The organism is Nostoc favosum CHAB5714 (genome assembly GCF_020829495.1).
Classification (GTDB): Bacteria; Cyanobacteriota; Cyanobacteriia; order Cyanobacteriales; family Nostocaceae; genus Nostoc; species Nostoc favosum.
The window spans coordinates 1-20,212 of the sequence record NZ_JAIVFQ010000111.1; the positions used below are offsets into that span (position 1 = coordinate 1).

Sequence of the window (20,212 nt, forward strand, 5' to 3'; positions counted from 1 at the left end):
TGTTTCGCGACGAGCATAATCAAATATTGATTCAGCGCGTTTATGTATGACCATCGCATTGAGCATGTACTCTTCCACGTTCGCACGAAGTTCGCTTCGCCGACTATGGGGGGATCCTTCAATGCTGGAGAACATGGATCGTACCCGAGCCTCACAGACTTGAATATTTGATAACAAGCGGGCAAAGATTTCGACCTCTACTGACGTTGAGAATTCTATTGTTTCCTTAAGTGAAGATATCACATCGTATGGGAAGTCGGGTAGAGAGGGCACTATCGCGTCAGGCTTAAATCGCTGCCCGTTGTACTGCTGATGGAGCATTCTCAACGAACCAATTAGTTCTCTTTCGTAGCCTGTAATGGATGATAACGTTAGTGGTAGAACGGCTCTCGCTGCTTCTTTCTTGCTTGATATACGTCGCCTCTCCAGATCTTCGGTTTGGTGGATTTGCTTCCGTATTGCGGAAACACCCCACCACGCTCCAGCAAGTGCCAGTAGAGCGCCTATTAGAGTCTGAAAGTCATAGATAAAGCTCCCAATGGCTTTGATAATATACGGGTACTTAGTACTCCAAGCCCCAAGCATGATCAAAAAAACACAACCAATAAGTACGAGAGGCACAACTCGATGCCTCATATCTAATTCCGTTGCCATAGGTGCCACTGCCCTCTCCATCTCGCCCGCCATCTCGTAGCAGGCCTTGAGACAAGTCGCCAAGCCCTCACACCTCACCTTTTCGCCCGCCTTTGAGCGGGTTTTTTCATATCAACGGAGGCCAAAATGGCCAACAACAACAACGATGATCTAATTATCGGTGTAAGCACCGACACTTCCACAATTAGTCGCGCACTCAACAAACTCGTAAGCGATGTCGGTGTGTCGGCGGCTCAAATCCAGAGCCGATTTGAAAGTGTAGGTAAGGGCGTCGACAAGTCGATGACCACGGCCCTGCAGAACCAAATCAACGGTATCGTTGGTGTCGGCGTCAAGGCCACCAAAGAGTGGTCTGGCGCCTTGGCTGATCAAGGCAAGCAATTCGATGACTTGCGCGCCAAGATCAATCCTGTCTTTTCTACCATCAGCAATTACAAGGCTGCCATCGCTGAGATTAAGACAGCCAACGCCCTCGGCGCAGTTTCTGCCGATGAAATGGCGGCTGCGATGAGTCGTGAACGTCAGGCCGCGTTGGCCAGCATTGCGGCGATCAAGGGGCGCAATTCCGCTGGTGGACACGGCTCCAGCCAACTGGGTCCAACGCAGATGATGGCCCTGCAGCACTCCGTGCGCAGTATCACGGAACAGTTAGCGCTCGGTATTTCGCCGGTACAGGCGCTTACAGGACAGTTGAGCCATTTGTCATATGTTGCTAGCGGGCCTGGCGGGGCGATGGGCGCCGTTCGGGCTGTTGGCGATATGGCCATGGGTATCGTCACAAAGTTTCCGTTGGCAACTGCTGCCGTAGCGGCTGGTGGCGCTGCATTTCTGGCCTATAAGCTGATGGCCGCGAAGGAGCTTCCAACCGTCGATGAGGTGCTCAAAAGGCATGGCGAGTATATCAAAGAACTAAAAGACTACTATGACGGCGCTAAATCCAGCGCCGAAAAATATGGCGCCACGGCATCCATCGTTTTAGACGCAATCACACGCAGGCAGGCAGAAGAGGCCAAAAAGGTCGCGGAGCAGAGTAACCGTGAATTCTTCGGAAAAGTCGCATTGTCGGGCTTCATCACCGGCTCTGACGATTTCGTTGTCGACAAGAAATTCAAAGCGGCTGAGCCGGCGATTCTGAAATTCAGGGAGCAGTTGGCGAAAGGTAAGGGCGACTTTGACGCTTTCAACGAAGCAATACAGAGTTCAGCGCTTAGTCAAAAGCTTAAGGGTGAGCTTCTAGAGGGTGCGCAGGGACTCCGCGAACTGAATGCCGCAGCCAATATTCAACCACCGAATGATTATCAAAAGGCTCTGGCCGATTTAAGCTCGACTGCCAACGGACTGAAGAATAGTGAGGCAAAGACTGCTCTTCAGGATATGATTGAAAAGTTCAAGAATGGCGAAGTATCGGCAAAAGACTTGATCCATGAGATTGACCTTTTGTCCGGGAAGTCTCTCGACCTGTCGAGCATGACCAGTGAGCTTGATAAGCTCATCAAAAAAGCGGAAGACGCCAAATTCTCTATTGGCACAATTTACGGCATGCCGTCGTCTTCCGTCGCCGATATTGCTGCAGGCCTTCGGGGGCCAAATGTTGCCGGTCTTACGGGCGATCGCGTTGGCAAGCCAAGTACAAAAGATGCGCTCGACCAAGCTCAGGCATTGTTTAAGACGCGCTTCAACTTTGAGCAAAGGTTTGGTGGTCCAGAGCTTCAGAAACTCGAGTCTTCCAACAAATCGCTCAATCACGTCGACAAGCCGAAGGTCGACAAGGACGCCAACGCCGAGCGCGACAATCTAAAGCGCGGGCAAGATCGTATCGACCGCATGAACGAAGAGATCAAGACAATTGGTCTCAACGGTACTGCACAGGATACGCTGCGATTTAAGTTGGATCTTCTGCAAAAGGCGACTGACAAGGGCCGCAAGCTCACGCCTGAATATCGCGCTGCAATCGATAAGCTGACAGAGTCGTACGGAAAGGCCGCGGAGAAGGTAGCTGGACTAAAACTGCAGCAGGATTTGACGTTTGAACGCGAACAGATGTTCAGGTCGCCCACAGAGCAGCGCGTCTATTCTCAGCTTAAGAGTGCCGGGCTGGACCCGAATTCCCCACAGGGTGAGCTGAATGCGAGCCTCATTCGTATGAACGAGTCGCTCGCCCAAAGCAGAGACCTGGCTTTGGATTTCGCAAGCGGATTCGTTTCTGATCTTCGCAACGGCGTGAAGGCCACCGAGGCACTTGGCAATGCACTGGGCCGGCTTGGCGACAAGCTCATCGATATGGCTCTGAATCAGGCAATCAACAGCTTGTTCAGCAATATCGCAGGCGCCACTGGCGGCGGCTCGTCAGGTGGTAGCATTCTAGGCGGCATCGGTAAGATTTTAGGCTTTGCTGATGGCACGGACAATGCGCCTGGTGGTCTTTCATGGGTCGGTGAGCGTGGCCCGGAATTGATGAACGTCCCGAAAGGCGCACAAATCATTCCCAACCACAAGCTACGTGGCCCGAGCATGCCCAGTCTTTCTTATGGCGGTGGTGGAAGTTCGCCCGTTTCAGTGACTTACGCACCGACCATTGATGCCCGCGGCGCCGACGTTGGCGCGGTTGCACGGATTGAACAAGCCATGGCGCGTGACCGTGCCGAATTGCCTGCGCACATCGTGACCACCGTGAGGAAAGCGCAGAAGTCGCGGGTGTTGTAGCTATGTTAAAATCCTGCCCACCTTTTATATTTGAGTATGAGGTGGGCAGAGTTTTCTCTAATTTGGGATTGCGATGCGATATTGTCACGAGTTAAGTGGCACAATTATGCGGCAATGCCATTACCTAAGGAGATAAATACTTGCACGCTCGTTGCCTTAAAGAATAACGTGGGAGAATAATATTTACGGGCGGAGAGAAAAGTGCCGAGAATTAAAAAGTTTGCGATCAAGAATTTTAAAGGCATTGAATCTGCTGAGTTTGATTTTCATAACCGTATAGAAAACAAGATTCTTACATTCATCGGGTTAAATGAAAGTGGGAAAACAACGGTGCTAGAAGCACTCTCACACTTCATCACATCCGATCGTACCAACAATCAACTTTTTGATGGACCGTATGCGCAACAGCACATTGCAAGTTTAATTCCCATCCACGAGAGCGCAGCATTCAACGGAAAAGTATCTATCTCATCAACTGTTGAATTAACAGAAAAAGATAAGGACGATATTGTTTCTATTTTTTCCGACGAAAAGCTTTCTCTTGATCGGAAAAGCATTCCCGACATGATGACAGCGGAACGTGCTTACTTGTTCAAAGATAGCACGTACAAAGAGTTTATGAATTACTGGAACGGTTTTGAACCAATAATTCTTCACGGGAAAAGCAAAAAACCTAAAAATTATGTACGACCGGATAAGGGTTCGTCCGAAAAAGATCTATGGATTGCCTCTGTAAATTCGATCAAGAATAAGCTTCCGAACATGGCATATTTTCCGACATTCTTGGTGGATTTGCCTCAAAAGATATACCTGTCCGAACATGAAAATGAAAAGCCGGTAAACCGATATTACCGATCAGTGTTGCAGGACGTTCTTGATTCTATCGATGGCGGCCTCAATCTCGAAACCCATGTTGTTAAGAGAATTTCTGATTTCAAAGCGCGAGACGCTACGCCTTCTTGGTTTCCCAAGTTTTTCGAAGACACTGACAAGCGCAGCGTTGAAGCAGTTTTTCATAAACTGTCTGCCGCCATTACAAAAGAAGTACTCGGCAACTGGCAACGGGTGTTCAATCGCCCAGTTTCCGCAAAACAGATTAAGGTTGATTGGAATATCGATCCTGGTTTCAATGACCTGCCGTATGCGACATTTAGCGTATCGGACGGAGAGTCTTTGTATCAAATTAATCAGCGATCATTGGGCTTTCGCTGGTTCTTTTCGTTCTTGCTTTTTACTAGATTCAAGTCAAGCGGAGGTAAAGTAACGTTATTTCTTTTTGACGAACCTGCTGCCAATTTGCATGCGAGGGCTCAGGCACAACTTTTGGAAAGTTTTGAAAGGATAGCCAAAGACGGAAATATAGTCTTCTACTCGACACACAGTCACCATATGATTGAGCCCAAATGGCTCTCAGGTGCATATATAGTGGAGAATGAGTCAGTCGACTATGATTCTGACGATTTTGCTACATCGTTTTCTTCGACACCAACGAATATTAAGGTGACGTCTTACCGCGATTTTGTAAGCCAACAACCGGACCGTGTATCCTATTTTCAACCAGTTTTGGAAAGACTTCAGTACCAAGAGCCAGCTCTTGTTGGTTCTGGGCCTCAAGTCTTCGTTGAAGGGATAAGCGATTTCAACGCATTCGAGTATGTATTGAGGCAGATGAAGAGACCAGGGGGTATGCGAATAGTCCCAGGCTTCGGTGCCGGATCATTGGGACCCGCAATTTCTCGCGCTCTGTCAGAGGGTCGCCAATTTCGCATACTTTTAGACGATGATGTTGCCGGGAAGAGGGCAAGAGAAAAGTACATAGCAGACTGGATATTATCCGACGGTATAGCATTAACACTTGCGGATATGGACAGCAGTCTCGCTGGTAAAAAATTAGAAGACCTCATTGCAGAGGAGACGAAGGAAAAAGTTCGCCAACGGTTTGATGGTAAATCTGGTAAAAAACAGCTGAATTTTTATCTGGCAGAAATTCTCGCGACGTCGGAGATAGACGGCATCGACCCTAAAACCGTGGCCAATATCTCCAACCTATTGTTGAAATTGAAAGATGGGATGGCAAAGTAGCTATTCCTCATTTGCTTCCAGTAGGAACCATCACACCCTCACACTTCAGTTGATCGCTGTCGGCCAGATATCGCTTGCGATTGCCGTGGCGCATGTCCTTATGCCGAGGGCAGGCGCCATTTGTCTTATGGGATTTACAAAGACCACATGCCGCAATCCGCGGGCGCTTCCGTTTGAAGTTCACGACCATCTCCGCAATCAAGCGGTGCGCCCTCATGGCGCCCGCACGTGTGGAGGTGATTTGAAATGGTGTTCATGGATGGACTTTACAGTTGGTGTCCCAGTTTGGGAAGGTGGTTGCCAATACACTAGGAGCTTTGATGAAACACCCCAACGCCGACAACGCAAAGCTAAATACTAGCTTCCTCTTGCTTGCTCAATACGGCCCAATGACAATCATTCCAGTGGAAATCTTATGTCGAGACTTCTTCACCCATTTAACCGTTGAGAAGTTCCTGAGAAAGGTCAGCCTTGGCGAAATTGTCCTGCCTCTTCTGCGGCTAGAATCCAGCCAACGAAGTGCGAGAGGTGTTCACTTACAAGATTTCGCAGATTACCTGGATGCTCGGCGTGCAGAGGCGTTGAGGGAGTACAAGCAACTGCACGGATAGGTGTCTTATATGCGTCGTATCATAGTTCGCAAAATTTCAGATTTTTGCAAAATCCGAGTTTCGGCATATTTCCCACCAAATGACGTTCAATCGCTTCAACAGTTTCTTAGCGAGAGCTATCTGGAAGCGCGATATCCGCCAAGGTTGGGGCACGGTTTCAACTGGTATCTCATTGGTAAGGCGTGCGACATCGATCCAGAAGGATTGATTCAAGCGTCAAAGGATATCAGCGCAATCTTTGAACTAGTTGTTCGTGAGATCAAGAAGCTACCGACGAAGCCTACCACGTCTAATAAAAGGCAGACGCTGGATGGCTCGGCAGCCGTGCCGATCGTCGTCAGCACAAAAAGAATTCGAATAAAGCCTCAGCATATTGTTCAGGAGGATCCTCTCGATCAGCTTTTCCCCGCCCGAATCAAACCGGGTACAAAGCCCAAATCAGTGGTCGAATTTCCGGAAGCTCTATGGGCTACGTGGGAAGATCCTGAAACATTTCATGGCGCCCTAAGGCTCCATATGGACAGACATGGCGACACGACTTGGTCATTGACCAGAGCCATAATTAAACCAAGTGAAAAATTTGACCGAAAAACTTTTTGGAGCTGGATGGCTGCTACCCGAGCGCCCAGAAATATAGAAAGCTTTGAGGTCCTTGAGCGTATCGAGCGTCGATATCAATTGCCTGCAGGCTATTTCAAAGCGAAGCTACCGCATAAATCACGTGCTGCTTATGGATTTAAGCCCGTAGAGATAGCAGATTCCGAACGTCGCCGTTTGGCATGGCATTTGCCCGATGATTTTGAATCGCGTCCTATAAATGAACAGGAAAAAATACTGGCTTGGGTTAGGGGGGTCATCGTAAGTGGCGCCACTGACTACAGGCGTTTTCAAGCTATCGCTATGAAGCAGCGATACGCAATTAGCTTTCGAAATCCCATAGATAGAGAGCGTCTTATTCTGGGCAAGGATGCAGACCCAGAGCTCGATCGAGCAAGCGTTGAAGCGCCTATCCATCTTAGGAATCAGATGAATGATCTGTTGCGATTCAAGACAGCCACATTAGTTGCGTATGGATACCAGCGAAATGGTATTTGGGGTGAGGAGACGGCATCTCAAAAAGTTGAACATCTTGGATTATTGTTTGGAGCGCTGGTCGCAAGCGAGAGTGGCCCCGTCCGTGGTCTAGGCGTTGCACATGCCAAATTAACTTTTGGCTTGCTTGCATTTCCCTCAGTCTGGGACTGGTATCTCCGATGGAGAGAGCAGCGAAGAGGATTCTACACGTCTTGGGAAATCGACATGTTACGGTTGGCGATTGCTCTGACACGCCCCGAAACAGGGTGGCTCCGTCAAACACCGTCTTTGGCGAAAACTCTTTCGGCTATTGATGGCCTGATAAGTGCAACTGACATAGAGAGTGCATCTAGCAATTGGCACTCAGTTTGCGATGCTTGCCACAAACACTGTTTAACCAGGGCAAAAGAAATACAGAAGGTAGCGCGCGTACATCGTGATGCATTTGAACCAATTTTACCAATCCTAGAGTCTGACAGTCCCGTCGCCGAATATCGAAAGATTACAGATGAGATAGTTAGATTGATGCCAGACGAGAAGCGGTATCCCAAATCTGCCGCCGAGTCTGTTCGCTCAATATTGATGTTACGGCTTGGCCTCCATCTGGGCCTCCGTCAAAAAAACCTGAGGCAACTGTTGTTGTGTCGGCGGCACGAATTACCTCGCAGCGAACGCCAGCTTGTCGAATTAAAGCGGGGAGAATTGCGCTGGAACAATAAGGAAATGGGCTGGGAGGTCTTCATTCCCGCAATTGCATTCAAGAATGCTGACTCGTCATATTTCGCGAACAAACCGTTTAGGCTCATATTGCCAAATCTTGCTGGGCTTTATGAATGCCTAGAACAATACATTGAACGCCATCGCGCATGTCTCTTATCCGAAGCGGCGGATCCAGGTACACTGTTCATCAAGACGGTCAAGTCTAGTTCTGAAGATGCTTCCTACGATAGAACCACTTTCTACGAAGCATGGCGTCTCATCATCCAGCGGTACGGCATTTACAACCCATTCACGAAACGTGGCGCCATCAAGGGTCTGTTGCCACACGGCCCCCACAATGTGCGCGATGTGCTCGCGACGCACATTCTTAAAAAGACCGGATCATACGAACAGGCCAGCTATGCTATCCAGGACACCCCAGACACCGTAGCCAAACATTATGGGCGATTCTTGCCTTTCGACAAGGCGGCGCTTGCCGCCAAAGTACTGAACGAAGTTTGGGAAGCGGGGTGACTAACGTCCCACCGATCCATTCGAGGCGACGCGATCCAGGACTGGCCAAAGCCGAGTAATGAGCGTGGTATAATGCGTCGCGCATTTTTTCTCGTCCCATGTTGACCGATAATTCCAGTGTTGTCCGTATGTATACAGGCTCCCGCATGCTAATCTCACTGGATGCTCTTCTGGCAATTTTTCCACAAGTTCAATCATAAAGACGAGCCAACTGTCGTATTGCTCTCCTCCCATCTGCAACTCGTTGGGCACCTGCAAAGTGCTATTGTGAATCACTTCCAACACTTGATCGATGGAAATATCTCCCGTCCGGTACGCTACACCAAATCGTCTCATCATCGATCCCTCAGCCTCACACCAGGACCATTGCCGTTCGGATCGATAAACAACACGCCTGCATCGACGAGGGCGCGTTCGATTGCCGCGAGATTATTCGCAATAGGTATCCGTCGAGAAGCTTCAAAATCTCGAATCGTTGACGCAGAGACGCCGGCCTCCTTCGCTAATTCAGGTTGCGTCCATTCCAACATTGCTCGTGCAGCTCGACATTGAGCAGGGTTCATCGCGCTATCCTCAATAAAAAACACCAACATCAATAAATAATGTTGACTTTGCACCAAGGTTGGTGTTTTTTACTGATATAGAAGTTTATTGCTGAACGCAACGAGGAGCCGCACTATGTATCTTGAAGAGTTTGCAGACAGACCCCGGATTTCATCTCGCATGCCAATTGCCGGCGTTGACTATGCGCACGGCACGCCTCTCGATTCTTTCATCCTTCCAGACACGCAGATCTCCTGGCAGGATTTCCACGAACTTGCTCGCGACACCATCAAGAATGCGAAGAGCCAGCAAGAACTCAAACTGGCTATCATGCTCAGTAATGCGATTGCCAACCGGATGGGCAATCCATGGGCTGGCGATACGAGCAGAATCCGCCGGCAAGCACAGGCTCGCATGGCGCTGCTGGAGCGCACCAAGAGCAAACATCGGGATGTGATTGTGGCGATGCTGCGCGCCGGATACGAGATCAACGTTATCGCTGATGTGACCGGCCTTCACGCGTCTTCTATACGCCGCTGGCGCCGGCAGGTGGCAGCGTACAACAGCAGGTTCCACTAATCACGACCATCAACGCAGTCACCACCTGCGCGAGGAGAACCACAACCGCCGCAACCTCCCCAGTGCGGCGAACCCGAGGAGCCCGGAATGAGACCATCGAAAAGAAGATAAGACGCGGGTGGCCACCCATCGACGCGGGTAAGTTTCAGCTTGCCCGCGTTTTTTATTGAAAACGGTCCGAAAAACTTTTGTTGGGGCCGTTTGCACAATTTTGCGTTTGGATCGAGATAATTCCGACTAGCAACCATAACCAGAAGGAAGGTGAGTCAAAGATGATATTGATTAAAGCCAAACCGCCTTTGCTAGCATCAGAGCCGCTCTTGAGCATGATCCGCACGATGGCCCGCCGACAGGCCCGCATCGACGCGCGCGCACCGGAGGCCGCAAACGATAATAGGCGAATGGCACCATGACTATGTGTTTCCATGCGACGTACGACATTCTCTTGGAAACACTTATATGAGCCGCGGACCCGGAAAAATCGAAAGGGCGGTTGAGAAAGTGTTTCTGGAGAATCCAGACAGCTCATTCACTGTGGAGGATTTAGCTGACCGCGTATTCTTCGGCGCAAATCGGATAGAGAAAAAGCACCGAGTGTCGCTGATCCGAGCCACGCGGAAGGTCTGCGCTCGATTGGATTGGGACTACTTTTTGGCGGGAAGCAGGGGCGGCACGATCGTCTATTTCAACCCATACGATGTAATCTCTTATGGATCGGCTCAAATTAAGAGCGGCGATTGCTTCAATCATTACCGCTCAAAGGATAATCGCATACCTGACCATTGGCGCACAACGGATGATGATGTTCGTAAGATGCTACAGCCGGGAGGCCGCAAACACGACTATGTAGCCGAGGGAGGGACATGGTGGAAGTTTGTAAAAATGAATGTCATTGTGCGGGACAAGGATTCATCTCCCGAAGCCAAAAAAATCTTTGAGGGCCACAACCGGTTCCGCGTGAGGTATGGCGCAAAGCCCTGGAATCTGCCTGAGCATTTTAACGAGGTCACAATATGAAGCGTGCTGCCATCTATGCGCGGTTCTCTACTGACCTTCAGAACGATAAATCAGTAGATGACCAGATCATGCTATGCTCGGAATACGCGGTGCGTATCGGGTGCAGCTTAGTTGCGTGTTACTCAGACAAAGCGCGCTCTGGCGCCTCGATGTTCGGTCGTCCCGGATTGGCTGATTTAATGGAATCCGCTCATGAGGGTGGTTTTGACGTTTTGATATCAGAGGCACCTGATCGCATCAGCCGCGATATGGAAGATCTAGCAGGCATACACAAGAAACTGAATTTCCGTGGCATTGAGATAAATTGCGTCAACGGCGGCAGGCAGGATTCTCTTCAGATCGGCATGCACGGCATTGTTGGCCAAATGCAGCGCGAGGAGGGGGCTCGCAAAGTAAAGCGTGGCCTCATGGGCGTCATTGACGATAAACGCAACGCAGGTGGCAAGGCGTACGGATATAGCCCTATCCTGGGGGAGGCTGGCGAGCTAAGCATTGTTCCTGCTGAGGCTGAAACGGTACTTCGGATATTTAAAGCTTACGCTGCTGGTCAAAGTCCGCGCGATATCGCGGGTACGTTGAACAACGATGGCATTCCTGCGCCACGCGGTCCGCGCTGGTCCGCTCCTACGATCAATGGCAATGGCAAGCGTGGTAATGGCATTCTACGCAATCCTATTTATTCGGGCCGCATCATCTGGAATCGTGTGCGCATGGTGAAAGACCCCGCGACCGGCAAGCGGGTATCACGGCCAAACGATCCCTCCGAGTTTCGATATGCCGATGTGCCGCACCTTCGAATTATCGACCAGACGCTTTTTGATGCTGTGCAGGCACGCAAGGAAGCTGTCGGCGGGGTGCATGCTAACCATGCACCAAGGAACAAGCGCGTACTTAGCGGGCTGCTGAAATGCGGTGGATGTGGAGGCGGTCTGGTTATGATTGGCCATGACAGGAGCGGCCCGCGTATTCAGTGCAGCACATACCGGGAGTCTCGTTCCTGCAGCAATTCCGCGCGATACTATATCGAGAAGGTGGAAACCCATGTGATCGATGCGTTACGGCTCCAATTCGCAGATCCGATAATCATCGCGGAATACGTCAAAGCCTATCGTGATGAGCGCCGGCGAATAGAGTCGGAGGCTCGCAGAAGTCGCGGTACAACCTCGCAGAAGTTGGCAGAGACGCAATCCAAACTAGACAGATTGATTGGTAAGATAGCTGCCGATCTAATATCCGATGATGAAGCCAAGCCGCTACTTGCCTCATTGAGGGCGGAGAAAGATAGGCTTAACGCCGATCTGGCAACTGCCGGTGAAGACACCAATGTCATTGAGCTTCATCCGCAGGCCGTAGAGCGCTTTCGGGAGAACATAGAGAATCTGGCCTCCATCCTTTCACAGGGGGATGTTGCGCCCGATAGTGAGCTCATAGGTTCGTTCCGTGAGCTGGTTGCAGAAGTAATCGTCATGCCTCGCCACAAAGGTGACGAATACGTAGTTCAAATAAAGGGGTATCTATCCAGTCTTCTGGGAGCCGGCTTGTCGGCTGTGACAATGGTAGCGAAGGAGGGATTCGAACCCCCGACACAAGGATTATGATTCCTCTGCTCTAACCTACTGAGCTACTTCGCCCCATATGTCATGCGACCCGTGAACGGCTAGCCTGCAAGTGAGGACCGGGGGACGCGCTGTCAATTGACAGGGACGGGGCGGATATATGTGGGGAGCAACGGCCTGTCAAGCAATCTTCTCCGTATCGAAGACTTGTGTTCGTTTCTTCCTGCGGATAATGGATGCCGATATGAAAAAGGCTGAAAAGATGGCTCCACGGATTGCAGTGCTGGGTTGCGGCTATTGGGGCAGCAATCATATCCGGACATTGAAGAGTCTCGGGGCGCTGTTTGCAGTCTCCGACCAGAACACCGATCGCGCCGCCGGCTTCGCCGCGGAGCAGAATGTTCTGCACATTGAAGTCGACGATCTTTTCACCCATCCGGAGGTCGATGCCATCGTCATGGCCCTGCCGCCGCAATTTCACGCGGCTGCGGCGATTCGCGCCGTCACCAATGGCAAGGACGTCCTCGTCGAAAAGCCGATTGCCCTGACCGTTCCCGATGCGGAAGCCGCCGTGAAGGCCGCGCGCGACAACGGGCGCATCTTCATGGTCGGACACGTCCTGCGTTTTCATCCGGCATTCGAACGGCTTCTGGAGCTCATCAAGGCGGGCGATCTCGGCGATGTGCGCTATATCCATTCCCATCGTCTCGGTCTTGGAAAATTCCACACGGAAAACGATGCCCTCTGGGATCTGGCGCCGCATGACCTGTCGATGATCCTGGCCATCACCGGCACCGAACCTTTGGAAGTGCGCGGCGAGGGCGCGGCGGTGCTCGATCACCTCAGCGATTTCGCCCATCTGCACATGCGCTTTCCCAATAATATTCGCGGGCACCTTTTTGCCTCGCGGCTCAATCCCTATCGCGAGCGCAGGCTTACGGTGGTGGGAACCAAGGCCATGGCCGTTTTCGATGACATGGAGCAGTGGGACAAGAAGCTTGCCGTCTACAAGCATTCGATCTGGCAGGATAACGGCCAGTGGGCGTCGACGACGGAAGAGCCGACCTATGTCAAGATTGCGCAGGGCATGCCGCTGACCCGGGAATGCCAGAATTTCATCGACAGCATCAACACGCGCAGCGAGCCGGTCACCGATGGTGAGGAAGCGATTCGCGTCCTGCGGATTCTGACCGCCGGCACGGTCGCGCACGACAAGGCGAGCTGATCCGTCCTGCGGCCCCACAAGTGCTGCAAGATTGCGCTCAGTGTAAAGCGTTGTTACAAGACCGGACAAACTTTGAACGACAACGTCTGGCAGACCTCCCACGGCCCTTCTAAAGAGTTGTCTTGACCGTTTTCCGCGACGGATTCGCGGAACAATTGATATTGGAGCAATGATGCAGTTCATCGATCTCGGCGCACAGCGTGAACGGATTAGCAGCAAGCTTGATGCGGCAATCGCCAAAGTGGTGCGTGAAGGCAAATATATTCTCGGACCGGAAGTTGCCGAGTTCGAAAAGCGTCTTGGTGCATATCTCGGTGTCGAGCATGTGGTTGCCTGTGCCAATGGCACGGATGCCCTGCAGATTCCGCTGATGGCCCGCGGCATCGGTCCGGGTGATGCGGTGTTCTGCCCGAGCTTCACCTTCGCCGCCACCGCCGAGGTCGTGGCGCTTGTCGGAGCGGAGCCGGTTTTCATCGATGTCGACGCCGACACCTACAACATCAATGTCGAGCAGCTGGAAGCGGCGATCAAGGCCGTCCTGGCGGAAGGCCGGTTGCAGCCAAAGGCCATCATCCCGGTCGATCTGTTCGGCCTCGCCGCCAACTACACCTCGGTATCGGCGATTGCCGACAAGTATGGCCTGTTCGTGATCGAAGATGCGGCGCAGTCGATCGGCGGCAAGCGCGACAATGCGATGTGCGGCGCGTTCGGCCATGTCGGCGCGACCAGTTTCTACCCGGCAAAACCTCTGGGCTGCTATGGCGACGGCGGTGCCATGTTCACCAATGACGCGGCGCTGGCCGACCTGTTGCGCTCCATCCTGTTCCACGGCAAGGGCGAGACGCAGTATGACAATGTGCGCGTCGGCATGAATTCGCGCCTCGATACGATCCAGGCGGCGGTCCTCATTGAGAAGCTCGCCATTCTCGAAGACGAGATGGAAGCGCGCCAGATCGTGGCCAAGCGCTATGCCAACGGCCTGAAGGATGTGGTCAAGGTCGCCCTTATGCCGGAGGGTTCACGCTCGGCCTGGGCGCAATATGCCATCGAGACCGAGAACCGCGACGCGCTCAAGGCGCATCTGCAGGCCAACGGCATTCCTTCAGTGATCTATTATGTCAAGCCGCTGCATCTGCAGGAAGCATATGCGCACTATATGCGCGCGCCGGGCGGCCTTGCCGTGTCGGAAACGCTGCCGAAGAACATCCTGTGCCTGCCGATGCATGCCTATCTGAGCGAGGCTGATCAGGACCGCATCATCGGAACCATTCGCGAGTTCAAGACCAAAAGCGCTGCCTAAGCGCTTTTGGGGCTGCATCGCTGACAGAGGTTTGTGCGATCAGGCGACGGCCTGGCCCTGTTGTGCCAGGCGCTTGAGCATGGCTTCCGCCTGCGGGGCCCGTTCGGAGCGGCCGATGAAGCCGCCGCCATAGACACGGGCGGTGTTGCTGTCATCGGAATAGAGAACGCAGGCCTGGCCGGGGGCGATGCCGCTTTCACCATCGACCAGCTCGACCCAGGTCTCGCCGTCGCGGTGGTGCATGACAGCCGGGCGCGGCGGACGGGTCGAACGGACCTTGGCATATACTTCAACGCCGCCTTCCGGAATGCTCTCGAGCGCATCATCTCCGAGCCAGTTGACGTTGCGCAGGAAAACCTTGCGGGTTTCCAGCGCTTCGCGCGGGCCGACGACCACACGTGCATTGGCCGCGTCGAGATGGACAACGTAGAGCGGGTCGCCCGTCGCCACGCCGATGCCGCGGCGCTGGCCGATGGTGTAGTGCACGATGCCCTCATGGCGGCCAAGCACGCGTCCGTCGATATGGACGATATCGCCGGGATTGGCGGCCTCGGGCTTCAGCTTGGAAATAATGTCGGAATACTTGCCCTGCGGAACAAAGCAGATGTCCTGGCTGTCCTGCTTGTTGGCAACGGACAGGCCGAGCTCTTCGGCAATGGCGCGGGTTTCCGGCTTGGTCAGTGATCCCAGCGGGAAGCGCAGGTAGTCGATCTGTTCCTGCGTGGTTGCAAACAGGAAATAGCTCTGGTCCTTGTCCGTATCGACCGGGCGGTAGAGCGCGCGGTGCGCGCCATTGGCATGGCTGCGGATATAATGTCCGGTGGCGAGCGCATCGGCGCCCAGATCCCTGGCCGTCTGCAGGAGATCGGCAAACTTCACCGTCTGGTTGCAGGATACGCAAGGGATAGGCGTTTCGCCGCTGACATAGCTGTTGGCAAAGGGATCGATCACGGCCTCGCGGAAGCGCGCTTCGTAGTCCAGCACATAATGCGGAATGCCAAGGCGTTCGGAGACGCGGCGCGCATCTTCGATATCCTGCCCGGCGCAGCAGGAGCCCGCGCGGTGGGTCGATGCTCCGTGATCATAGAGCTGCAAGGTAACGCCGACGACATCATAACCCTGACGTTTGAGAATGCCCGCCACAACAGAAGAATCCACGCCGCCAGACATGGCGACGACGATACGTGTGTCTTCCGGCTTGCCCGGCAGATCGAGATTATTCAGTGTCATAAGCGGATCCGGTTCTTGCAGCGACATAACGGCGCAGGGATATTCAAGGCCCCTATATAGGTCAATTGACTCGATCTTGCCAACAGGAAGTGGCAGGCGGCGCATTTTTCTCACGCAAAGGTGAGCGATGTGTCGCTGTGGCCACGGCCGGTGACACCGGTCAAAGCCGGCAAAATGGTCATTTTCAACAATCTCCTGGAATTTGCAGAAGTTACCAGAGAATGACTCGCTGTTTAGGCAATTATTAAAGCCCTGCCTGTAATGTCGGCTGCGATAGGTCTTGAAGTTTAGTGTAGAGAGTACAATGACCGATCTTGTTCGACCGAGAGTAAAATATGTAATCGGCCCGGATGGCAGCCCGCTGACCATCGCCGATCTTCCGCCCGCCAATACGCGGCGTTGGGTTATTCGCCGCAAGGCTGAGGTGGTTGCCGCTGTGCGCGGTGGTCTTCTTAGTCTTGAGGAGGCTTGCCATCGCTATACATTGACGGTGGAAGAGTTCCTGTCCTGGCAGTCCTCGATCTCCGATCATGGCCTGGCTGGACTAAGAACAACCCGGATACAGCAATATCGTCATTAGATGATGTCGCCTTTGAGTTTGGCTGAGGCTGGTCGTTGAGACCAGCCTTTTCCTTTTCACGGGAAGCATGAACGCGTTGCTGCCAAGATGTTCCGCTGAGCCACAAAACCTGATCTAACTGATCACGGATGACGGCAAGGCACTTCTTGCGTCAAGGAGACGTTGAATGGCAGACGATATCAAAATTACCAAGGAAGAAACCGCCAAGGGCGGACGCTATGTGACCGTCGTCTCGGGGCACGAGGCGGAGATGACGTTTTCCCGGGTGAATCCCGAACTGATCATCGTTGATCACACGGGTGTGCCGGATGCGCTGCGCGGCCAGGGCGTGGGGCAGGCGCTGGCGCTGCATGCGGTGGAAGATGCGAGGGCAGGGGGATGGAAAATCATTCCCCTATGCCCGTTCATGCGCGCCCAATCCCTGCGGCACAAGGATTGGGCCGATGTGGTGCGGCAGAGCTGAAACAGACCCGGCTGCCGTTCCCGGTCAGCCGATCATGGCGCGTTTGTCGGCGACCGGCATGTCGTCTATATCGCGGACCTTGCCGTCGCGCTGTTCCAGCGCCTCGGCTTTCGCCAGTTCGGCTTCTGATTCGGCCAGTGCCGCCTCGGCATCGTCCTTCTGAGCCTTCAGATCACGGATCGAATCAAACAGATTGTCGCGACGCTGGCGCGCAGCCTTGGCGAATGTCGGGTAGGCAAAATGCGACGTGTCGGTAATGCCCGCCTTCTTTTCCTCGGACATAATCTGCGCGTCCAACTCAGCAGCCATGCGTTCGAATTCACCCATCATGAGATCAAGCTGGCCGAGCTGGCGGCGCTTTTCCTTGACCTGAAACAGTTTCAATCGAACCAAACCTTCATGCGACTTCATACTCACTACCCCCACAAAGCCGGTACGCAGACCCTTCAACAGGAGTCATCCGGCTGGCGTTTCACCCGAATCACTTCGGGAAAATGAAACAAAAACTTAAAGGTTGCCGCGTCTGGTAACCTTTCCTTTACGTTCAGCATTAATCATACGCCTTAAGACTTAAAGCTCGGTAAATCGAAGTCGGCCGTGTCTGGCTAAAAATTTATTGAGTCGAATGAATCGCTTAGGCGCAGAACCTGAAGCTTTGGCTGATGGTTTCTGGCCGGGTGACTCACCTTATGAATCAATGCGGTGCCTGTGATTTTTAACTTATGAGTCAAAGACACTTGCAAAGCGGAATTAGATTTTGTTAACCATTCGGTGGCAATCTTAACGTTATGGAAACGGCTTGTTTCGCGACCTGACTTCGGGATTGCACGGCAACCCATTTCAGCGGCGGGAAAAGGGGAATGATATGCGGGTTCTTTTAATCGAAGACGATAGTGCGACGGCCCAGAGCATCGAGTTGATGCTCAAGTCGGAAAGCTTCAATGTTTATACGACGGATCTGGGCGAAGAGGGTGTCGATCTCGGCAAACTCTACGACTACGATATCATCCTCCTCGACCTCAACCTGCCGGATATGTCCGGCTATGAAGTCCTGAGGACCCTGCGTCTGTCCAAGGTCAAGACGCCCATCCTCATCCTCTCCGGCATGGCCGGCATCGAGGACAAGGTGCGCGGCCTCGGTTTCGGCGCCGACGACTATATGACCAAGCCTTTCCACAAGGACGAACTGGTTGCCCGCATCCACGCGATCGTTCGCCGCTCGAAGGGCCATGCCCAGTCGGTCATCACCACAGGCGACCTGATCGTGAACCTCGATGCCAAGACGGTTGAAGTCACCGGCCAGCGCGTTCACCTCACCGGCAAGGAATACCAGATGCTGGAGCTGCTCTCGCTCCGCAAAGGGACGACGCTCACCAAGGAAATGTTCCTCAACCACCTCTATGGCGGCATGGATGAGCCTGAATTGAAGATCATCGACGTTTTCATCTGCAAGCTGCGCAAGAAGCTCGACAGTGCTTCCGGCGGTATCAACTACATCGAGACCGTCTGGGGCCGCGGCTATGTGCTGCGTGAGCCGGATGCGTCGGACATGCGCGAAATCGCCTGAGCCTTCGTCTCGGGTCATTCAAGCAAAAAGGCTCCGTCAGTGACGGAGCCTTTTTGCGTTTTGCATGTTTGATGCGGGTCAAACGGCCATGTCCAGCTCGCGGCTGCGGCCGATGCGGGCCATCCATTCGAGATAATTCGGCTCGCGCTTGATCTGCCAGCCATAGTGGCGGCGCAGTTCATCGACCAGCTTGCCATTCCGGCCCAGGAGATCATCCGCATACTGGATCATCAGGGAATTCGGCCAGGCCTGCGGGCGTATCTGCCGCAGGCGCTCGAACAGCCGGACTTCGGATTCATCGGGATAGGTCTGGGCGAGGAGGGAGAGCATGGCTGCTGTCGAGCGGGATATGCCCATGTGGCAATGGATCAGCAGGTGGCCCTCGGCGCCTTCCGCCTTTGATTCAGCCAGCGCCTTGCCGAAGTTCAGGATTTCCGCAACGTGTTGCGGCTGCGGCAGGATCTTGCCTTCATCGGCGTCGATGATGTCGTGAAAGTTCAGTGTCGTGCGGTGATGGGTGCCATAGGCCCGGAATGCCTCGAGTTCCGGCCAGTTCGGGTCGAGAATGGACAGGACATGGGTGACGGTGCGTCCGCTCTGGGCGGGCAGTTCATCAATGCCGCAGATGGTCAGCGTGGAGATGGACAAAGGTTTCATGGGGAATCGGTAATCCTGATGCTTGTGTGGCGCCAATCGCATTGTGGAAGCGTTCCGCGGCGATGGCAAAGATTATCCGAGGTTTTCCGGCATATTTACGACGCGGACTGGCAAAGGCAATTCATCTGGGCTGCATCAGTTCGATGCGGTTGCCGAAGGGATCGTGGACGAAGCGCCGGTCGTATTTTTCCAGCGGCTGGTCTTCGGCAATGGCATAGCCCGCCGCTTCCAATGCGTGGACCAGCGCAGCAAGATTGTCCGTCAACAGCGCGGGATGCGCTTTTTTCGCGGGAGAAAAATTCTGCTCGACGCCAAGATGAAGGCGGACGCTGCCGGTTTCAAACCAGCATCCGCCGCGCCCGGCGAGCGATGCGGGCTTGGGCACTTCGGGGATGCCGAGAAGGCCATCATAGAATGCGCGTGCCGCCTGTTCTTCGCCCGCGGGCATGGCCAGCTGGATGTGTTCAATTCCGGTTATCGCCATCGTCTTCAGCCTTCGGACTGCTTGCTCTTGAGATATCAACCTAGCGAGCACGCGGCGGGGCGGCAACAGGCATGGTCAGGTGGTCAGAATGACACTGCCCGTTGTTTTGCCCGCTTCCAGATCCGCTTGTGCCCCGGCTGCATCGCGCAGGTGATATTCCGCGCCTATCGGGTTGCTCAAGCCGTCCTGCAGGGCGGTAATCAGGGCTTTTGACCCGCGCTGGTAGAACGCCGGATCGTTGACGGCAGCAATGACGCTTGGGCGCATGACCGCGATGTTGCCCAGGTCTTCGAGCCGGACCGGCGGCACCGGGCCCGCCGGCTGGCCGATGGAGCCCAGGATGCCGAAGGGCCGGATTGTCTTCAACGTTTCCATGAAGATCGATCCGCCGATACCGTCGACGGCGAGGTGGACACCCTTGTTGTCGGAGATGCGGCGGACGTCATTGGCCCAGTCGCCTGATTTGTACAGCAGCACCTCATCGGCGCCCGCCGCCTTTGCGGCTGCGATTTTGCCTTCCGACCCGACTGTGCCGATGACATTGGCTCCCAAACGCTTCGCCCAGCGCGAGACCAGCTGGCCGACGCCGCCTGCCGCCGCGTGAACCAGCACCCATTCGCCCGGCCTGACAGAGCGGACCTCGTGCAGAAGCAT

The 20,212-nt window shown here is 53.6% G+C and carries 19 protein-coding genes and 1 tRNA gene; 12 read left to right on the top strand and 8 right to left on the bottom strand.

Annotated elements, in window-relative coordinates:
* Nucleotides 1-654, bottom strand: a 654-nt coding sequence (locus tag LC586_RS43415; RefSeq protein WP_229489973.1) for a hypothetical protein, incomplete at its 3' end; no start/stop codon positions are given.
* A gap of 126 nt (nt 655-780) precedes the next feature.
* Between LC586_RS43415 and LC586_RS43420 the strand changes: the two genes are divergently transcribed.
* The 4 genes from LC586_RS43420 (at nt 781) to LC586_RS43435 (ending at nt 8,357) form a co-directional block, all read left to right on the top strand.
* A complete protein-coding gene (locus tag LC586_RS43420) occupies nt 781-3,357 on the top strand; it encodes a hypothetical protein (protein WP_229489974.1) in 2,577 nt (858 codons plus the stop codon).
* A 201-nt stretch (nt 3,358-3,558) separates the two neighbouring features.
* The gene (locus LC586_RS43425; protein ID WP_229489975.1) at nt 3,559-5,439 is read left to right on the top strand and encodes an AAA family ATPase; all 1,881 of its coding nucleotides are present in this window, start codon (nt 3,559-3,561) and stop codon (nt 5,437-5,439) included.
* 320 nt (nt 5,440-5,759) lie between these two features.
* Entirely contained in the window at nt 5,760-6,050 is a 291-nt protein-coding gene (locus LC586_RS43430) for a pyocin activator PrtN family protein (protein ID WP_229489976.1), read from the top strand.
* A 9-nt stretch (nt 6,051-6,059) separates the two neighbouring features.
* Nucleotides 6,060-8,357 (top strand): hypothetical protein, encoded by a 2,298-nt coding sequence (locus LC586_RS43435; protein WP_229489977.1) that lies wholly within the window; start codon nt 6,060-6,062, stop codon nt 8,355-8,357.
* Nucleotides 8,358-8,692: 335 nt separating this feature from the next.
* On the opposite strand, the gene LC586_RS43440 is transcribed toward LC586_RS43435, so the two are convergent.
* On the bottom strand, nt 8,693-8,974 hold the full coding sequence (locus LC586_RS43440; RefSeq protein ID WP_229489988.1) for a helix-turn-helix domain-containing protein: 282 nt from the start codon (nt 8,972-8,974) through the stop codon (nt 8,693-8,695).
* Between the two features lie 61 nt (nt 8,975-9,035).
* Here LC586_RS43440 and LC586_RS43445 point away from each other — a divergent pair, with 61 nt between their 5' ends.
* From LC586_RS43445 to LC586_RS43455, 3 genes are all read left to right on the top strand, one after another.
* Nucleotides 9,036-9,479: a hypothetical protein gene (locus LC586_RS43445; RefSeq protein ID WP_229489978.1), complete on the top strand. Its 444-nt coding sequence runs from the start codon at nt 9,036-9,038 to the stop codon at nt 9,477-9,479.
* A 459-nt stretch (nt 9,480-9,938) separates the two neighbouring features.
* Complete coding sequence (locus tag LC586_RS43450) at nt 9,939-10,496, top strand: hypothetical protein (RefSeq protein ID WP_229489979.1); 558 nt, start codon at nt 9,939-9,941, stop codon at nt 10,494-10,496.
* The gene (locus LC586_RS43455; protein WP_426137200.1) at nt 10,493-12,094 is read left to right on the top strand and encodes a recombinase family protein; all 1,602 of its coding nucleotides are present in this window, start codon (nt 10,493-10,495) and stop codon (nt 12,092-12,094) included. The genes LC586_RS43450 and LC586_RS43455 overlap by 4 nt, the downstream gene beginning before the upstream one ends.
* On the opposite strand, the gene LC586_RS43460 is transcribed toward LC586_RS43455, so the two are convergent.
* Nucleotides 12,051-12,127: transfer RNA gene (locus LC586_RS43460), tRNA-Met, on the bottom strand. The genes LC586_RS43455 and LC586_RS43460 overlap by 44 nt on opposite strands.
* A 157-nt stretch (nt 12,128-12,284) precedes the next feature.
* Between LC586_RS43460 and LC586_RS43465 the strand changes: the two genes are divergently transcribed.
* Both LC586_RS43465 and LC586_RS43470 read left to right on the top strand, forming a co-directional pair.
* Nucleotides 12,285-13,277, top strand: coding sequence for a Gfo/Idh/MocA family protein (locus LC586_RS43465; protein WP_229489981.1), 993 nt, complete (start codon nt 12,285-12,287; stop codon nt 13,275-13,277).
* Between the two features lie 169 nt (nt 13,278-13,446).
* Nucleotides 13,447-14,577 carry a DegT/DnrJ/EryC1/StrS family aminotransferase gene (locus tag LC586_RS43470; protein ID WP_229489982.1) on the top strand — a complete coding sequence of 377 codons (1,131 nt, stop codon included), beginning with the start codon at nt 13,447-13,449 and terminating at the stop codon, nt 14,575-14,577.
* 39 nt (nt 14,578-14,616) lie between these two features.
* Here the strand turns inward: LC586_RS43470 and mnmA are convergent, their stop codons facing one another.
* On the bottom strand, nt 14,617-15,807 hold the full coding sequence (gene mnmA, locus LC586_RS43475; protein WP_229489983.1) for a tRNA 2-thiouridine(34) synthase MnmA: 1,191 nt from the start codon (nt 15,805-15,807) through the stop codon (nt 14,617-14,619).
* 304 nt (nt 15,808-16,111) lie between these two features.
* On the opposite strand from mnmA, the gene sciP reads away from it, so the two are divergent.
* Complete coding sequence (sciP, locus tag LC586_RS43480) at nt 16,112-16,387, top strand: CtrA inhibitor SciP (RefSeq protein WP_091878079.1); 276 nt, start codon at nt 16,112-16,114, stop codon at nt 16,385-16,387.
* A 166-nt stretch (nt 16,388-16,553) separates the two neighbouring features.
* Entirely contained in the window at nt 16,554-16,850 is a 297-nt protein-coding gene (locus tag LC586_RS43485; RefSeq protein ID WP_229489984.1) for an N-acetyltransferase, read from the top strand.
* Between the two features lie 24 nt (nt 16,851-16,874).
* Here the strand turns inward: LC586_RS43485 and LC586_RS43490 are convergent, their stop codons facing one another.
* Entirely contained in the window at nt 16,875-17,261 is a 387-nt protein-coding gene (locus tag LC586_RS43490; RefSeq protein WP_105731965.1) for a flagellar export protein FliJ, read from the bottom strand.
* A gap of 454 nt (nt 17,262-17,715) precedes the next feature.
* Between LC586_RS43490 and ctrA the strand changes: the two genes are divergently transcribed.
* Nucleotides 17,716-18,417: a response regulator transcription factor CtrA gene (gene ctrA, locus LC586_RS43495; RefSeq protein WP_223612517.1), complete on the top strand. Its 702-nt coding sequence runs from the start codon at nt 17,716-17,718 to the stop codon at nt 18,415-18,417.
* A 78-nt stretch (nt 18,418-18,495) separates the two neighbouring features.
* On the opposite strand, the gene LC586_RS43500 is transcribed toward ctrA, so the two are convergent.
* The 3 genes from LC586_RS43500 to LC586_RS43510 all read right to left on the bottom strand — a co-directional run.
* Nucleotides 18,496-19,074, bottom strand: coding sequence for a protein-tyrosine phosphatase family protein (locus LC586_RS43500; protein ID WP_229489985.1), 579 nt, complete (start codon nt 19,072-19,074; stop codon nt 18,496-18,498).
* A gap of 121 nt (nt 19,075-19,195) precedes the next feature.
* Complete coding sequence (locus tag LC586_RS43505) at nt 19,196-19,558, bottom strand: VOC family protein (RefSeq protein WP_229489986.1); 363 nt, start codon at nt 19,556-19,558, stop codon at nt 19,196-19,198.
* A gap of 75 nt (nt 19,559-19,633) precedes the next feature.
* Nucleotides 19,634-20,212, bottom strand: a 579-nt coding sequence (locus LC586_RS43510; RefSeq protein WP_229489987.1) for a zinc-binding dehydrogenase, incomplete at its 5' end; no start/stop codon positions are given.

Coding starts and splice junctions, on each gene's coding strand:
- mnmA (WP_229489983.1), bottom strand. CDS start 15,807: ATGACACTGAATAATCTCGATCTGCCGGGCAAGCCGGAAGACACACGT.
- LC586_RS43465 (WP_229489981.1), top strand. CDS start 12,285: ATGGATGCCGATATGAAAAAGGCTGAAAAGATGGCTCCACGGATTGCA.
- LC586_RS43490 (WP_105731965.1), bottom strand. CDS start 17,261: ATGAAGTCGCATGAAGGTTTGGTTCGATTGAAACTGTTTCAGGTCAAG.
- ctrA (WP_223612517.1), top strand. CDS start 17,716: ATGCGGGTTCTTTTAATCGAAGACGATAGTGCGACGGCCCAGAGCATC.
- LC586_RS43455 (WP_426137200.1), top strand. CDS start 10,493: ATGAAGCGTGCTGCCATCTATGCGCGGTTCTCTACTGACCTTCAGAAC.
- LC586_RS43430 (WP_229489976.1), top strand. CDS start 5,760: ATGAAACACCCCAACGCCGACAACGCAAAGCTAAATACTAGCTTCCTC.
- LC586_RS43500 (WP_229489985.1), bottom strand. CDS start 19,074: ATGAAACCTTTGTCCATCTCCACGCTGACCATCTGCGGCATTGATGAA.
- sciP (WP_091878079.1), top strand. CDS start 16,112: ATGACCGATCTTGTTCGACCGAGAGTAAAATATGTAATCGGCCCGGAT.
- LC586_RS43420 (WP_229489974.1), top strand. CDS start 781: ATGGCCAACAACAACAACGATGATCTAATTATCGGTGTAAGCACCGAC.
- LC586_RS43445 (WP_229489978.1), top strand. CDS start 9,036: ATGTATCTTGAAGAGTTTGCAGACAGACCCCGGATTTCATCTCGCATG.
- LC586_RS43505 (WP_229489986.1), bottom strand. CDS start 19,558: ATGGCGATAACCGGAATTGAACACATCCAGCTGGCCATGCCCGCGGGC.
- LC586_RS43450 (WP_229489979.1), top strand. CDS start 9,939: ATGAGCCGCGGACCCGGAAAAATCGAAAGGGCGGTTGAGAAAGTGTTT.
- LC586_RS43435 (WP_229489977.1), top strand. CDS start 6,060: ATGCGTCGTATCATAGTTCGCAAAATTTCAGATTTTTGCAAAATCCGA.
- LC586_RS43470 (WP_229489982.1), top strand. CDS start 13,447: ATGATGCAGTTCATCGATCTCGGCGCACAGCGTGAACGGATTAGCAGC.
- LC586_RS43485 (WP_229489984.1), top strand. CDS start 16,554: ATGGCAGACGATATCAAAATTACCAAGGAAGAAACCGCCAAGGGCGGA.